17 protein-coding genes are annotated in these 13,191 nt (G+C 66.8%); 11 read left to right on the plus strand and 6 right to left on the minus strand.

Features of this window, described 5'->3' with window-relative positions; all coding sequences use genetic code 11:
- The first annotated feature begins 111 nt into the window (after nucleotides 1-111).
- Genes HAV22_RS24505 through HAV22_RS24515 form a run of 3 tightly spaced genes read left to right on the plus strand, consistent with a single transcriptional unit; the run spans nucleotide 112 to nucleotide 2,458 of the window.
- Complete coding sequence (locus HAV22_RS24505; protein WP_166862739.1) at nucleotides 112-672, plus strand: transcriptional regulator; 561 nt, start codon at nucleotides 112-114, stop codon at nucleotides 670-672.
- An 8-nt stretch (nucleotides 673-680) separates the two neighbouring features.
- Nucleotides 681-1,724 (plus strand): sensor histidine kinase, encoded by a 1,044-nt coding sequence (locus tag HAV22_RS24510; RefSeq protein WP_166862741.1) that lies wholly within the window; start codon nucleotides 681-683, stop codon nucleotides 1,722-1,724.
- A complete protein-coding gene (locus HAV22_RS24515; protein ID WP_166862743.1) occupies nucleotides 1,721-2,458 on the plus strand; it encodes a LytR/AlgR family response regulator transcription factor in 738 nt (245 codons plus the stop codon). Before HAV22_RS24510 ends, HAV22_RS24515 begins: the two co-directional genes overlap by 4 nt.
- 3 nt (nucleotides 2,459-2,461) lie before the next feature.
- Here HAV22_RS24515 and HAV22_RS24520 read toward each other — a convergent pair whose 3' ends face one another.
- From HAV22_RS24520 to yjgA, 4 genes are read right to left on the minus strand one after another with little or no spacing between them, the layout of a single operon-like run.
- Complete coding sequence (locus HAV22_RS24520; RefSeq protein ID WP_166862745.1) at nucleotides 2,462-2,659, minus strand: hypothetical protein; 198 nt, start codon at nucleotides 2,657-2,659, stop codon at nucleotides 2,462-2,464.
- A gap of 2 nt (nucleotides 2,660-2,661) precedes the next feature.
- Complete coding sequence (locus HAV22_RS24525; RefSeq protein WP_166862747.1) at nucleotides 2,662-3,330, minus strand: alpha/beta hydrolase; 669 nt, start codon at nucleotides 3,328-3,330, stop codon at nucleotides 2,662-2,664.
- A gap of 19 nt (nucleotides 3,331-3,349) precedes the next feature.
- Nucleotides 3,350-3,967 (minus strand): molybdopterin adenylyltransferase, encoded by a 618-nt coding sequence (gene mog / locus HAV22_RS24530; protein WP_166862749.1) that lies wholly within the window; start codon nucleotides 3,965-3,967, stop codon nucleotides 3,350-3,352.
- Nucleotides 3,951-4,556: a ribosome biogenesis factor YjgA gene (gene yjgA, locus HAV22_RS24535; protein WP_166862751.1), complete on the minus strand. Its 606-nt coding sequence runs from the start codon at nucleotides 4,554-4,556 to the stop codon at nucleotides 3,951-3,953. The genes mog and yjgA overlap by 17 nt, the downstream gene beginning before the upstream one ends.
- A gap of 91 nt (nucleotides 4,557-4,647) precedes the next feature.
- Between yjgA and pmbA the strand changes: the two genes are divergently transcribed.
- Nucleotides 4,648-6,000: a metalloprotease PmbA gene (pmbA, locus tag HAV22_RS24540; protein ID WP_166862753.1), complete on the plus strand. Its 1,353-nt coding sequence runs from the start codon at nucleotides 4,648-4,650 to the stop codon at nucleotides 5,998-6,000.
- A gap of 101 nt (nucleotides 6,001-6,101) precedes the next feature.
- Nucleotides 6,102-6,755 (plus strand): oxygen-insensitive NAD(P)H nitroreductase, encoded by a 654-nt coding sequence (nfsB, locus tag HAV22_RS24545; RefSeq protein WP_166862755.1) that lies wholly within the window; start codon nucleotides 6,102-6,104, stop codon nucleotides 6,753-6,755.
- A 75-nt stretch (nucleotides 6,756-6,830) separates the two neighbouring features.
- Here nfsB and HAV22_RS24550 read toward each other — a convergent pair whose 3' ends face one another.
- Nucleotides 6,831-7,967 (minus strand): M14 family metallopeptidase, encoded by a 1,137-nt coding sequence (locus HAV22_RS24550; RefSeq protein WP_166862757.1) that lies wholly within the window; start codon nucleotides 7,965-7,967, stop codon nucleotides 6,831-6,833.
- A 138-nt stretch (nucleotides 7,968-8,105) separates the two neighbouring features.
- Between HAV22_RS24550 and HAV22_RS24555 the strand changes: the two genes are divergently transcribed.
- Nucleotides 8,106-8,360: a DUF2442 domain-containing protein gene (locus HAV22_RS24555; protein ID WP_166862759.1), complete on the plus strand. Its 255-nt coding sequence runs from the start codon at nucleotides 8,106-8,108 to the stop codon at nucleotides 8,358-8,360.
- Here the strand turns inward: HAV22_RS24555 and paaX are convergent, their stop codons facing one another.
- Entirely contained in the window at nucleotides 8,361-9,287 is a 927-nt protein-coding gene (paaX, locus tag HAV22_RS24560; protein ID WP_166862761.1) for a phenylacetic acid degradation operon negative regulatory protein PaaX, read from the minus strand. It lies immediately after the preceding gene.
- Nucleotides 9,288-9,391: 104 nt separating this feature from the next.
- Here paaX and paaA point away from each other — a divergent pair, with 104 nt between their 5' ends.
- The 5 genes from paaA to paaE all read left to right on the plus strand — a co-directional run bounded on the left by paaA (nucleotide 9,392) and on the right by paaE (nucleotide 13,157).
- Entirely contained in the window at nucleotides 9,392-10,381 is a 990-nt protein-coding gene (paaA, locus tag HAV22_RS24565; protein ID WP_166862763.1) for a 1,2-phenylacetyl-CoA epoxidase subunit PaaA, read from the plus strand.
- A gap of 102 nt (nucleotides 10,382-10,483) precedes the next feature.
- Complete coding sequence (paaB, locus tag HAV22_RS24570) at nucleotides 10,484-10,768, plus strand: 1,2-phenylacetyl-CoA epoxidase subunit PaaB (RefSeq protein WP_036170214.1); 285 nt, start codon at nucleotides 10,484-10,486, stop codon at nucleotides 10,766-10,768.
- A gap of 7 nt (nucleotides 10,769-10,775) precedes the next feature.
- The gene (paaC, locus tag HAV22_RS24575; protein ID WP_166862765.1) at nucleotides 10,776-11,543 is read left to right on the plus strand and encodes a 1,2-phenylacetyl-CoA epoxidase subunit PaaC; all 768 of its coding nucleotides are present in this window, start codon (nucleotides 10,776-10,778) and stop codon (nucleotides 11,541-11,543) included.
- On the plus strand, nucleotides 11,537-12,070 hold the full coding sequence (paaD, locus tag HAV22_RS24580) for a 1,2-phenylacetyl-CoA epoxidase subunit PaaD (protein ID WP_371869729.1): 534 nt from the start codon (nucleotides 11,537-11,539) through the stop codon (nucleotides 12,068-12,070). The genes paaC and paaD overlap by 7 nt, the downstream gene beginning before the upstream one ends.
- Before the next feature lie 7 nt (nucleotides 12,071-12,077).
- Complete coding sequence (paaE, locus tag HAV22_RS24585; RefSeq protein ID WP_166862769.1) at nucleotides 12,078-13,157, plus strand: 1,2-phenylacetyl-CoA epoxidase subunit PaaE; 1,080 nt, start codon at nucleotides 12,078-12,080, stop codon at nucleotides 13,155-13,157.
- The last annotated feature ends 34 nt before the right edge of the window (nucleotides 13,158-13,191 follow it).

Raw genomic sequence — 13,191 nt, forward strand, 5'->3', positions numbered from 1 at the left:
GGCCCCCGGCCGCGTTCGTCGCGGCGCGGCGGCCGTCCGTCGCATGGCCCCGCGGGTCGTTGCCGCCGCCGGCATAGTGACGGCTCCCAACCACTCGTGAAAGACCAGCCGATGAAACCGCACTACATCCTCGCCGCCGCGGCAGCCGCCACCACCGTGCTCGCCCTGGCCGCGCAGCCCGCGCCGCTGCCGCCGAGCTGGCACATGACCGGCGACAATCCCGACAAATTCACGGCCGGCGTCGACACGTCGCCAGAAGGGCGCGGTGCCAAGTTCTTGCGCAGTAAGACGAACGATCCGGACGCATGGGCGGGGCTGCTGCAGTCCGTCCAGGCGCAGCGTTACCTCGGCCAGCGCGTGCGTTTCCGGGCGCGGCTGCGTACCGAAGCGATGAGCAAGTGGGCGGGATTGTGGATGCGGATCGATAGCCCGGAGGGCAAATCCCTGGTCTTTTATAACACCCATGACAAGCCGGTCAAGGGCACCAGCGGCTGGCAGGAGCGCAGCATCGTGCTGGACGTGCCGGCGAACGCGGGAACGATCGTGTTCGGTGCCATCGGCGCAGGGACGGGCGAGGTCTGGATGGAGCCGGTCGCCTTCGAGACCGTCGGCCGCAATGTCTCCGTCGACCGGATGCCAACCGAAGCGCTCCCGACCGCGCCCACGCTGTGAACCCGGCGATGACCGACGACGACTGCGCCCGCGCCATCCGCCGCCTGTACGGCTGCACGTGGCCTCAAGGGATGCTGACCCTCCTGTGCCTGGCGCTCGTCGCGGGCGGCGCGCTGCTGCTGGGGCGCCACGCCTTGCTCGCCCTGTTCGGCGCGATCGTCGTGACCGGCTTCGCGGCCTGCGCGCTGCCGCTGCTCGCGGCGCGCCTGCTCGGCCACCGGCTCGGCTGGACGGGCGCCGCCGGCCTGCTGCTGGCCGCGGCCGGCGCCGGGGCTTTAGCCGTGCTGCCCGTTTACCAAAGGACGCTCGCCGCGTGGGACGTGCAGGCGCTGCCCGATGCGCAGCTGCTGGCCTGTGTGTTCGGCGTGAACGCGGCCGTGCTGGGGCTGCCGCTGTGGTTCGCCCGCACCCGCGCACGCGCCCGGCAACTGGCCGACCTGCGCAGCGCGGCACTGGCGGCCGAGCTGAAAGCGCTGCAAGCCCAGGTCGAACCGCACTTCCTGTACAACACGCTCGCCAACACGAGATATCTCGCGCGCCACCAGCCGCCGCGCGCCGTCGAGATGCTGGAGCACCTGATCGCCTACCTGCACAGCGCGCTGCCCGACATGCGCAGCCAGACGTCGACCCTCGGCCGCGAATTCGAACTGGCCGGGCATTACCTGGCGCTGATGGCGATCCGCTTCGGCGAGCGCCTGCAATACCGGCTCGATTGTCCGCCGGCGCTGGCGGCCGTGCCGATGCCGCCGCTGCTCCTGATGACGCTCGTGGAGAACGCCGTGCGCCACGGTGTCGAGCCCAAGCCCGGCACCGTGCGCATCGGCGTCACTGCCGTTCGCCGGGGTGACATGCTGACCATCGTCGTCGCCGACGACGGTGCCGGCATCGGCGAAACGACACTGGGCACCGGGGTCGGCCTGCGCAATTTGCGCGAGCGCCTGCAAGCGTTATTCGGCGCTCGCGCCGGTTTCGTCCTGCGCCGCACGGACGAAGGTATGACGGAAGCGGTGCTGACATTGCCCGCGGCCGCGGCGCTGGAGCTCGCGGCATGACGGCGCCCCGCATTCTCGTCGCCGACGACGAACCGCTGCTGCGCGCAGAACTCGTCGAGGCCCTGGAACGCCTGTGGCCCGAGGCCGACGTCGCCGTCGCGCAGGACGGTATCGAGGCATTGCGGCTGGGCCGCGACTGGATGCCGGACGTGGCCTTCCTCGACATCCGCATGCCGGGCCTGGACGGCCTGGAAGTGGCGCGCGTGTTCGGCGCGCGCACGCACGTCGTGTTCGTGACGGCCTACGGCGAGCACGCGCTGGCCGCGTTCGACGAAGGGGCCGTCGACTACGTCGTGAAGCCGATCGCGCTGGAGCGCCTTGCGCGCGCGGTCGAGCGCGTGCGCGCGCGCCTGGCGTCGCCGCCGCCGGACCTCACGCACCTCGTGTCCCGGTTGCGGCCCGTCCCGAAGGCGCCCGCGTGGCTGCAGGCGACGGTCGGCAACACGATCCACTTCATCGACCTGGCCGACGTCATCTATTTTTGCGCCGACGCCAAGTACACGCGCCTCGTGACGGACGGCCTGGAAGCCCACATCCGCCTGAGCCTGAAGGAGTTGGCCGATTCGCTCGACCCGGCCGCGTTCTGGCAGATCCACCGCGGCTATATGGTCGCCGTGCGGCGCATCGCCACTGCCGCGCGCGCCGAGGATGGCGCGCTGTGGGTGCACCTGCGCGGGCACAAGGCGCGGCTGCCCGTCAGCCAGCGCTTCCAGCACCTGTTCCGCGGGATGTGAGGCTTACGCCAGCGCTTCCTTCGCAGCCTGCTCCGGGCTCAAGCCTTCGTAGAACATGTCGGTGAACCACTCGACCTGTTCCTCGATGTGTTCCTGCGCCTGTTTCTGCGTGGCGCCGCCGGCGACCAGGTGGTGCTCGACCTCGATGCACCAGTGGATGAGGGCCAGCGTCTCGTCGTCGAGTTGTTCTTTCTTTGCCATGGTCAGGCCAGTACTTTCTTCAGCCACGCCGAGATGTCCTGGACTTCTTCCAGGCACAGCGAGTGCTGCATTGCGTATTCGTGCCATTCGAGCGCGTAGCCCAGCGAGGCGAGCAGGTCGCGCGACGCCTCGGCGCGGTTGAACGGCACCACATTGTCGTAGCGGCCGTGCGCCATGAAGATCGGTGTCGATTTGCTGGCTTCCGTGCGCTCCGTCCCGAGCTGCGCGGACAGCGGCACGTAGCCCGACAGGCACAGCAGGCCCGCCAGCGTTTCCGGATGACGCAGGCCCGTCTGGATGGCCATCGCGCAGCCCTGCGAGAAGCCGGCCAGCACGATGCGCGAGGCGGGGATGCCGCGCGCCTTTTCGCGCGCGATGAACGCTTCGATGGCCTGCTGCGACGTGCGCAGGCCGTTCTCGTCTTCGCGCCGCGTGAGCTCCAGGCCCGAGATGTCGTACCAGGACCGCATCACGTAGCCGTTGTTGATCGTGACCGGCATCGTCTTCGCATGCGGGAAGATGAAGCGGATGCCGGGCAGGCCGGCGAGATCCAGTTCGCGCACCATTGGCACGAAGTCGTTGCCGTCGGCGCCGAGGCCGTGCATCCAGATGATGGCGATCTCGGGGTTGTCGTTGGTCTCGATCTGGATGTGTTCGAGCAGTTCGCTCATGCGGTGTCCTCGTATGAATTCAGGATGCGGCGGGCCGTTGCGCCGATTTCGGGCGGAAGGCCTTGCAGACGGCGGGATCGGTCTCGGCGTACGGGCCGCCGATCAGGTCGATGCAATACGGGACGGCCGCAAAGATGCCGCCCACGACGGTCTTGCCGTCCGCGTCCTTCAAGCCTTCCAGCGTTTCCTTGATCGACTTGGGCTGGCCCGGCAGGTTCATGATCAGCGCGGCGTGGTCGGGCGTTTCCCGGATCACGGCCGTCTGGCGCGACAGGATCGCCGTCGGCACGAAGTGCAGGCTGATCTGGCGCATCTGTTCGCCGAAGCCGGGCATTTCCTTCGTGCCCACGGCTACCGTCGCTTCCGGCGTGACGTCGCGCCGCGCGGGGCCCGTGCCGCCCGTCGTCAGCACGAGGTGGCAGCGGACCGTGTCGACCAGCTCGACCAGCGTCTGCTCGATGCTGGCGCGGTCGTCCGGGATCAGTCGGGTCTCGACGCGGAACGGCGTGACGAGCGCCGCTTCCAGCCATTCGCGCAGCGCGGGAATGCCCTTGTCCTCGTAGACGCCGCCGCTGGCGCGGTCCGAGACCGACACCAGGCCGACGATGAGCTCGTCGACTTTATTGTCCAGACTCATTGTCTTCGTCCTCGTCCTCGACGGCTTCCTCGTCCGCGGCGGCCTTCGGCGCCTTGGCGAGGTCCTTCAGGATCTGGAAGATTTCGCGGTAGGCCTTGGGCGGCTTGTTCTCGGCCTGTTCCTTGCGCGCGTTGCGGATCAGGGTGCGCAGGTGCTGCACGTCGAGGTGCGGGTGTTCTTCGAGCAGCTGGGTGAGGGCCTTGTCGTCGGCCAGCAGCTTGTCGCGGCGGCGCTCCAGCGCGTGCAACGCGGCCGCCTCGGCCTTCGAGGTGCCTTTCCAGCTCTCGATGGTGCGCTGGATGACGGCGACTTCTTCCTCGTCGAGGGAGCGCATCAGCTTGCCGACGAATTGCAGCTGGCGGCGCCGGCCTTCGTGGTTGGTGATGGTCTGGCACATGAGGATGGCGTCGCGGACTTCCTCCGGCATCGGGACGCGCTTGACGCGGTCGCGCGGGGCCTCGATGAGCTGTTCTCCGAGCTTTTGCAGCTCGTTACTCTGGCGCTTGAGTTCGGACTTGGAAGGGCGGTCGTATTCCTGGTCGAACTCGTCGGAGCGGAAGCCGACGGAGCCGCGGTTGGCATTTGGCATGATGATCTGGGCGACAGGCGCACGGCCCGGCGGTAAAAACGGTAAACGGCTGCTATGATAACTGTTTTAGGGCTCGCCACGAAAAACACACATGAACGACACCGTCTTCACCCATACCCAGGATCAGCTCAAGCAGCTCGCACAGGACGTGCTGGCCATTGCCAAGGAAACGGGCGCCAGCGATGCCTCGGTCGAGATCAGCGAGGGTAGCGGACTGGCGGTGACGGTGCGCAAGGGCCAGGTCGAGACCATCGAACAGAACAAGGACAAGGGCATCGGCGTGACCGTCTACTGCGGCAAGCGCCGCGGCCACGCGAACACGTCCGACTTCTCGCGCGATTCGCTGCGTGCCACGGTCGAGGCGGCGTACAACATCGCCCGCTTCACCGCCGAGGACCCGGCCGCAGGCCTGCCCGACGCCGAGCTGCTGGAAACGAACCCCCGCGACCTGCGCCTGTGCTACCCATGGGGCATCAGCGCCGAGGACGCCGTGGTCATCGCCCAGCGCTGCGAGGCAGCCGCCTTTGCCGTCGACAAGCGCGTGACGAACAGCGAAGGCGCCAGCGTCTACGTGCAGCAGTCGCACTTCGTGGCGGCAAACTCGCTTGGCTTCTGCGCCGGCTACCCGTTCTCGCGCCACACGCTGTCCGTGGCGCCGATCGCCGGCAAGGGCGCCCACATGCAGCGCGACGACTGGTATTCGTCGGCGCGCGATCCGAAGAAACTGGGCGACCCGGAAAAGATCGGCCGCTACGCCGCCGAACGCGCCCTCGCGCGCCTGAACGCGCGCAAGCTCGACACGCGCACGTGCCCCGTGCTGTTCGAGGCCCCGCTGGCTGCCGGCCTGCTGGGCGCTTTCGTCCAGGCAACCTCCGGCGGCGCGCTGTACCGAAAGTCGAGCTTCCTGCTCGATTCGCTGGGCACCAGCATCTTCCCGTCGCACATCCAGATCGTCGAAGACCCGCATTTGATCGGTGGCGTGGGCTCGGCCCCGTTCGACGAAGAGGGCGTACGCACGCAGCGCCGCAAGGTCGTCAGCGACGGCGTGCTGCAGGGCTATTTCCTATCGTCGTACTCGGCCCGCAAGCTGGGCATGCAGACGACGGGCAACGCGGGCGGCTCGCACAACCTGGAACTCGTCTCGAAGGACACGAAGATCGCGGACGACTTCGAAGGCATGCTGCGCAAGATGGGTACCGGTTTGCTCGTCACGGAGCTGATGGGGCAGGGCACGAACTACGTCACGGGCGATTATTCGCGCGGCGCGTCCGGCTATTGGGTCGAGAACGGTGTCATCCAGTATCCCGTCGAAGAAATCACGATCGCGGGCAATATGAAGGACATGTTCCAGGCGATCGTCGGCGTCGGCAACGACGTGCTGACGCGCGGTAACAAGTCGACCGGTTCCATCCTGCTCGAGAAAATGGTGGTCGCCGGCAATTAACGGTCGCTGAGGGGAGCGCGTGCGGATTCGGGCATGCCGCACGCGACATCCGGGTTCCTGTAATAATGTGCACATGCACATTTTTTGAAGAAAGGAACCCGATGGATATCCTCGCCGCCGCCCGCAAGCGCTACACCGCCAAAGCGTACGACCCGTCCCGCCGCGTGCCGGAAGACACGATGCAGCAGATCTACGAAGTGCTGCGCAACAGCCCCTCGTCCGTGAACTCGCAGCCGTGGCACTTCATCGTCGCCAGCACGCCGGAAGCGAAGGCGCGCCTGGCCAGGGGCGTGCAAGGCCCGTACAGCTACAACGAGGCGAAGATCCTGAATGCCTCGCACGTGATCCTGTTCTGCACGCGTGTGGATGCCGAAGGCGGCCACCTGGACCATCTGCTCGAGCAGGAACAGCGCGACGGCCGCTTCAAGGACGATGCCGCCAAGGCGGGCCAGGCCAAGGGCCGGCTCGGCTACGTCAACCTGCACCGCTACACGCTGAAGGACTTGCCGCAGTGGTTCGAGAAGCAGGCCTATATCGCGCTGGGCAATGCCATGCTGGCCGCCAGCGCGCTGGGCGTGGACACGACGCCGATGGAAGGCCTCGACCCCGCTGCGCTGGACGCGGAACTGGGCCTGCACGAGAAGGGCCTCGCGAGCCTCGTCCTGCTGAGCTTCGGCTACCACGCCGACAGCGATTTCAATGCCGCGCTGCCGAAGTCGCGCTTGGCGCAGGAACAGGTGTTCACCTTCCTGTAAGCGGCATGAAAAACGCCACGGTGCGCGGAGCAGCCGTGGCGTTCGTCGTTCAAGACGGGGCGAGCGCCCCGTTTTTCATTTCTCCAGCTGACGGACCGCCAGCAGGACCGGCTGCAGCACGGCCGCACCGAGGCGCGCGCTGCGGGCGCCATCCCAGCCGACTTGCGGATCGGGGTCGTTGGCGTTGTCCTTGAACGGCAGTTCCAAGGTCAGCGACAGGCAGCCGAATGCGTGGGTCACGTACGGCGAACCCATCGTCAGCACCTCGTCCGTGTACGGCTCCTTCGGGTAGCCGTGGACGTCCTGGAAGTCGGGACTGGCGATCATGAATGCGTCCGAGAACGCCTTTTGCGCGGCGGCCTGCTCGGCCGTGAACGTGGGCAGGGCGTCGGAGCCGGCGATGAAGACGTACGGCAGGCCCTCGTCGCCATGCACGTCGAGGCACAGGTCGACGCCCGTCTCTTCCATTTTCTTGCGGACCAGGAAGACTTCCGGGCTGCGTTCCATCGACGGGTTCAGCCACTCGCGGTTCAGGTTCGCGCCGGCGGCGTTCGTGCGCAGGTTGCCGCGGACGGAGCCGTCCGGGTTCATGTTCGGCACGACGTAGAACACGGTCTCCTTCAGCAGCTGGCGGCCGAACGGGTGCGCCGGGTCGAGCAGGGCGTCGAGCATGCCTTCGACGAACCACTCGGCCATCGTCTCGCCCGGGTGCTGGCGCGCGATGACCCAGACCTTCTTCTTGCCGGCGTCCGGTTCGCCGATGACGAGCAGGTTCAGGTCGCGGCCGTCGATGGTCGAGCCGAGGTCCAGCATGCGCACGTGCTCCGACATCTGGGCGCGGTCCAGCAGTTCCAGGTGGCGCTCCCACGAATAGGGTTCGAAATAGGCGTAGTAGACGCTGTCCATCGCGGGCGCGTGTTCGATCGTCAGCACCTGCCCGTCGAAGCGCGTCGGCACGCGGAACCAGTTCACGCGGTCGTAGCTGGCCATCGCCTGGTAATCTTCCCAGCCCTTCGGATACGCCGACTGGCCGGCATTGAGCAGGCGGATCGTGCACGGCTCGCCCTGCGCGCCCTGCAGGCGGAAGTAGAACCACTGGGCGAAGTCGGCGTGGGAATCCTTGCGGATGTTCAGGTCGATGGCGTGCGCGCTCGTGGCGTTCACGATCTCGATGGCGCCAGCGTCGAACTGGCTGCTGATCTTGATAGACATGGTGTGTCCTGTTGTTGTTGGCTGTGAGGCGGCATGATACCGCTTTCGCCGGCGGAATCGGATGCTCTGCTCGCGCGCAAAGATTGACGCCGGGCCTGCTGCTACTGTTCTTGCTTGGCCTCATCGAGGAGACGGAGCATGACGACTATCCGCGTGGCGCGGCCGGAAATCACGAGCATCGACCGGCGCGGCTTCTGGCTGTGCTGGCGCGAGGAAGAGCTGTACCTGCCGTTCGCGCTGTTTCCCTGGTTCGAGCATGCGACCGTCGCTCAGCTGTGCCGCATCGAACACCTGGGCCGCGAATGCCTGTACTGGCCCGGGCTGGACCTGGAACTCGCGCTGGACCGGATCCGCGATCCGATGGCGGCCGCGCAATTCGCCGTCGATTGCTGATCAGCGCAGCCCGCCGAACCGGTCGTACAGGCCCGCATCCGCCTCGGGCGCGTCCGCATCCGCGCGCCGCAGCACGTCCATCAGGTGGCGCTCGGCCGGCTCCCACACGAGCCGGTAGGTCGCCTGCGCCAGCGCATACGCTTCCGACCCCGGCCACGGCTGCGGCAGCAGCGCGAGCGGCAGCATCGGATCGTGCAGCTGGACGCGGCGGTACGCATGGATCAGCAAGGTGCGCACGATGAACGCCTGCTGCGGTTCCGGCGTCGGTTCCCTCCGCAGCACGTCCAGCAGCGGCGTGAATTGCTCGATGAAGCGGCGGTAGCCCGTCACGACGGCGGACAAGTCCCAGCCTTCGCGCACGAGCTCGGCCAGCGGGCGCGCGCCGACGTCCGGCAGCTCCGTCGCGGCGCACACGAAGACCTTGCCGCTGGCTTCCACGCGCCGCAACACCTCGGCGACGCCGTCCAGGTCGGCCGCCGGATGCGCGAGCAGGCCCGGCGCCAGCATGGCAAAACCTTCCCATTCGAGTTCCTTGCGCACGGCCGCGCGCAGGGCGCTGTCGATGCTCCCGTTGGGCGCGAGCAGCAGGGTCCAGCGGCCGTCCCAGTCCACGCCCGGCGAGGCATAGATGCGGTGGTTCGCGCGGGCGAAGCGGGGCGCGGCAGCGGGCTGCAGCGCATAGCTGCTGCGCCGGCCCTCGCGCTGCGCCACCAGCCAGCCTTCCTGCACGAGGCGGAACACGCTCGTGCGCACGAGCCGGTCCGTCACGTCGAGCGGCGCCATCAGCTCGATCAGGCTGCCCAGCCACAGGCGCGCGCCGTGCGGCGCAATGGCGTCGCCGAAGATCGTCATCACGAGCGATTTGGAACGGGGCGGGTCGGTCTCGAGGAAGTGGGCGATCCACTCCTGGCTGCTGGTCGGGGTCATGGGCTGCGATTCTACCGCGTCTCAATATGATTCAAAATTTCGCTATACATCTATATTCCTGTATCGTATTATGGTTTCAGACAGAGCACAATCGGAGACTGATCATGTATGCACAGATGGTGGACACGGGGCTGAAACAGGTCCAGACCCGCGCCGACATGAGCGAGGAAGAGCAGGCGTTCCAGGCGCGCGTCGACGCCGGCGTGAAGATCGAGCCGAAGGACTGGATGCCCGAGGCGTACCGCAAGACCCTGATCCGCCAGATTTCCCAGCACGCGCATTCCGAGATCGTCGGCCAGCTGCCGGAAGGTAACTGGGTGACGCGGGCGCCGACGCTCAAACGCAAATCCATCCTGCTGGCCAAGATCCAGGACGAAGCCGGTCACGGCCTGTACCTGTACAGCGCCGCCGAGACGCTGGGCGTGTCGCGCGACGAACTGCTGGCCGCCCTGCACGCCGGCAAGGCGAAGTACTCGAGCATCTTCAATTACCCGACCTTGACCTGGGCCGACATCGGCGCCATCGGCTGGCTGGTGGACGGCTCCGCGATCATCAACCAGATCCCGCTGTGCCGCTGTTCGTATGGCCCGTATGCACGGGCGATGATCCGCGTGTGCAAGGAAGAGTCGTTCCACGCGCGCCAGGGCTACGACATCATGATGAAGCTCGCGCAGGGCACGCCCGAACAGAAGGCGATGGCGCAGGACGCCCTGAACCGCTGGTGGTGGCCGTCGTTGATGATGTTCGGCCCGTCCGACGCGGAATCCGTCAACAGCGCCCAGTCGACCGCCTGGCGCATCAAGCTGTTCTCGAACGACGAGCTGCGCCAGCGCATGGTCGACCAGACCGTGCCCCAGGCCGAATTCCTTGGGCTGACCATTCCCGATCCGGACCTCGAGTGGAACGAGGAACGGGGCCATTACGACTTTGGCGAGATCGACTGGGAAGAGTTCTACAACGTCCTCAAGGGCAACGGCCCCTGCAACAAGGACCGGTTGCGCACGCGCGTGAAGGCATACGAGGACGGCGCGTGGTTCCGCGAGGCGCTCGTCGCGCACGCCGAGAAGCAGGCTGCAAAGAAGGCCGCCGCGTGACGTGATGCGACGGTGGGCACGGGGTGCCCACCCTACGTATGGACGGTTGCCGTAGGGTGGGCACCCCGTGCCCACCAACCACCAAGAAACACGGAGACAGCAATGAGCAAAGAATGGCCCCTGTGGGAAGTCTTCATCCGCAGCCAGCACGGCCTCGCCCACAAGCACGTGGGCAGCCTGCACGCGCCGGATGCCGAGATGGCGATCAACAACGCGCGCGACGTCTACACGCGCCGCAACGAAGGCGTGTCGATCTGGGTGGTGAAAGCCGCCGACATCGTCGCCTCGAGCCCGGCCGACAAGGACGCGCTGTTCGAACCGTCGAACAGCAAGGTCTACCGCCACCCGACCTTCTTCCCGATGCCGGAAGAAGTCAAGAACCTGTGAGCGGCGTATGGACGCGAAGTTCGCTCAGTTCAAGTTCGAGTATCTCCTGCGCCAGGGCGACAACGCGTTGATCCTGTCGCAGCAACTGTCGCAGCTGTGCGGCAAGGGCCCGGCGCTGGAAGAAGACATGGCGCTGACCAACGTCGCCCTCGACCTGCTCGGCCAGACCCGTATGTGGCTCACGTATGCCGGCGAGCTCGAAGGCCAGGGCCGCGACGAGGACCGCCTCGCCTACCTGCGCGACGCCCGCGACTTCCGCAACTGCCTGCTCGTCGAGCAGCCGAACGGCGACTACGCGCAGACGTTGACGCGCCAGTTCCTGTTCGATACGTGGCACTACTTCCTGATGCGCGGCCTGGTCGATTCCAGCGACCGCCGCATCGCGGAGATCGCGGAAAAATCGATCAAGGAAGTGACGTACCACCTGCGCCGCAGCGGCGACCTCGTCGTGCGTCTCGGCGACGGCACGGACGTCAGCCGGCGCAAGATGCAGGATGCGCTGGACGAGCTGTGGACGTATGCCGGCGAGATGTTCATCTACGACGACGTCGACCTGGCAATGGTCGAGCAGGGCGTCGCGCCGGCTGCCGAAGGGCTGCGCGCCGCGTTCCTCGGCCACGTCGCCGAGGTGCTGGAAGAGGCCACCTTGACGAGGCCGCCGATTGACGCCTACGTCCAGCGCGGCGGCAAGCAGGGCCGTCATACGGAGCGGCTCGGCTACATCCTCGCCGAGATGCAGTTCCTGCAGCGCGCCTATCCGGGCGTGGCATGGTGATGACCGCGGACACGTCACCGATCACGGTCGACCGGGTGCGCGCCTGGCTGGGCGACGTCCCGGATCCGGAAATCCCGGTGATCTCGGTCGTCGACCTGGGCATCGTGCGCGACGTGGACGTGGCCGACGACGGCGCATGCGTCGTCACGATCACGCCGACGTATTCCGGCTGCCCCGCGATGGAAGTCATCGCCGAGGACATCGACAAGGCGCTGCGCGCACGCGGCGTGGACAACCTGCGCATCGTCACCCGCCTGTCGCCCGCGTGGACGACGGACTGGATGAGCGATGCCGGCAAGGCCGCGCTGAAAGGCTACGGCATCGCACCACCGGTGCAGCAGGTGATCGACATCAGCGCGTTGACCCGCGGCGTGAAGCGCCATGCGATCGAACAGCCTACTGTGGCCTGCCCGCACTGCGGCTCGACGCACACGCGCCTGACCAGCCAGTTCGGCTCGACGCCATGCAAGGCCCTGTATCAATGCCTCGATTGCCGCGAGCCGTTCGATTACTTCAAATGCCATTGAGGCTGACATGAGCAAGTTCTACCTATTGACCGTGGCGCAGGTGAAGCATGAGACGCGCGACGCCATCGCCGTCACGTTCGACGTCCCGCCCGACCTGCGCGACGCGTTCACCTACCGCCAGGGCCAGCACCTGACCTTGCGCACGACGATCGACGGCGAGGACGTGCGCCGCTCGTACTCGATCTGCGCGGCCGTGCAGGACGAGAAGCTGCGCGTCGCCATCAAGCGCGTGCCGGGCGGGCTGTTCTCGACCTGGGCCAACGAGACGATCCGCCCCGGCGTCACCCTCGACGTGATGCCGCCGGAAGGCCGCTTCAACCTGCCGCTGGAACCCGAGAGCTGCCGTCACTACCTCGCGTTCGCGGCCGGCAGCGGCATCACGCCGATCCTCTCGATCGTCAAGACGACGCTGATCGCCGAGCCGCACAGCCGCTTCACCGTGTTGTACGGGAACCGCGCGTCGTCGTCCGTGATCTTCCGCGACGAGCTGGCCGAGTTGAAGGACCAGTACATGGAGCGGCTGAACCTCGTCTATGTGATGAGCCGCGAACAGCAGGACATCGAATTGTTCAACGGCCGCATCACGCAGGACAAATGCCGCCAGCTGTTCAAGCACTGGCTGCGCGTGGAAGACGTCGACCATGCGTTCATCTGCGGACCGGAAGACATGATGCACGGCGTCTCCGCCGCGCTGCAGGAAGCGGGCATGCCGAAAGAGCGCATCCGCATCGAACTGTTCGTCGCGGGCGCCGCGCAAGAGCCGCGCAAGCCGCGGCGCCAGGTCGTGGACGATGCGCACCACCTGACCGAGGTCACCGTGATCATGGACGGCAACCACGCCAGCTTCACGATGGACCGCGACAAGGAATCGATCCTCGACGCCGGCCTGCGCGCGGGCCTCGACATGCGTTACTCCTGCAAGGGCGGCGTGTGCTCGACGTGCCGCTGCAAGGTGCGCGACGGCCAGGTCGACATGGACGTCAACTATGCGCTGGAAGACTACGAGGTCGCGCGCGGCTTCGTGCTGAGCTGCCAGAGCTTCCCCGTGACGGACAAGGTCGTCGTCGATTTCGACGTCGTGGAATGATGCCGTAGGGTGGGCACCCCGTGCCCACCGAAGA

This window comes from Telluria antibiotica, from assembly GCF_011682055.1.
Taxonomy (GTDB): Bacteria; Pseudomonadota; Gammaproteobacteria; order Burkholderiales; family Burkholderiaceae_D; genus Telluria; species Telluria antibiotica.

Excerpts from the sequence above, each read along its gene's own strand:
- HAV22_RS24505 (WP_166862739.1), top strand. The coding sequence starts at position 112 with ATGAAACCGCACTACATCCTCGCCGCCGCGGCAGCCGCCACCACCGTG.
- paaB (WP_036170214.1), top strand. The coding sequence starts at position 10,484 with ATGAGCAAAGAATGGCCCCTGTGGGAAGTCTTCATCCGCAGCCAGCAC.
- HAV22_RS24515 (WP_166862743.1), top strand. The coding sequence starts at position 1,721 with ATGACGGCGCCCCGCATTCTCGTCGCCGACGACGAACCGCTGCTGCGC.
- paaA (WP_166862763.1), top strand. The coding sequence starts at position 9,392 with ATGTATGCACAGATGGTGGACACGGGGCTGAAACAGGTCCAGACCCGC.
- pmbA (WP_166862753.1), top strand. The coding sequence starts at position 4,648 with ATGAACGACACCGTCTTCACCCATACCCAGGATCAGCTCAAGCAGCTC.
- HAV22_RS24510 (WP_166862741.1), top strand. The coding sequence starts at position 681 with ATGACCGACGACGACTGCGCCCGCGCCATCCGCCGCCTGTACGGCTGC.
- HAV22_RS24525 (WP_166862747.1), bottom strand. The coding sequence starts at position 3,330 with ATGAGCGAACTGCTCGAACACATCCAGATCGAGACCAACGACAACCCC.
- mog (WP_166862749.1), bottom strand. The coding sequence starts at position 3,967 with ATGAGTCTGGACAATAAAGTCGACGAGCTCATCGTCGGCCTGGTGTCG.
- HAV22_RS24555 (WP_166862759.1), top strand. The coding sequence starts at position 8,106 with ATGACGACTATCCGCGTGGCGCGGCCGGAAATCACGAGCATCGACCGG.
- nfsB (WP_166862755.1), top strand. The coding sequence starts at position 6,102 with ATGGATATCCTCGCCGCCGCCCGCAAGCGCTACACCGCCAAAGCGTAC.
- paaD (WP_371869729.1), top strand. The coding sequence starts at position 11,537 with ATGGTGATGACCGCGGACACGTCACCGATCACGGTCGACCGGGTGCGC.
- paaC (WP_166862765.1), top strand. The coding sequence starts at position 10,776 with ATGGACGCGAAGTTCGCTCAGTTCAAGTTCGAGTATCTCCTGCGCCAG.
- paaX (WP_166862761.1), bottom strand. The coding sequence starts at position 9,287 with ATGACCCCGACCAGCAGCCAGGAGTGGATCGCCCACTTCCTCGAGACC.
- HAV22_RS24520 (WP_166862745.1), bottom strand. The coding sequence starts at position 2,659 with ATGGCAAAGAAAGAACAACTCGACGACGAGACGCTGGCCCTCATCCAC.
- HAV22_RS24550 (WP_166862757.1), bottom strand. The coding sequence starts at position 7,967 with ATGTCTATCAAGATCAGCAGCCAGTTCGACGCTGGCGCCATCGAGATC.
- yjgA (WP_166862751.1), bottom strand. The coding sequence starts at position 4,556 with ATGCCAAATGCCAACCGCGGCTCCGTCGGCTTCCGCTCCGACGAGTTC.
- paaE (WP_166862769.1), top strand. The coding sequence starts at position 12,078 with ATGAGCAAGTTCTACCTATTGACCGTGGCGCAGGTGAAGCATGAGACG.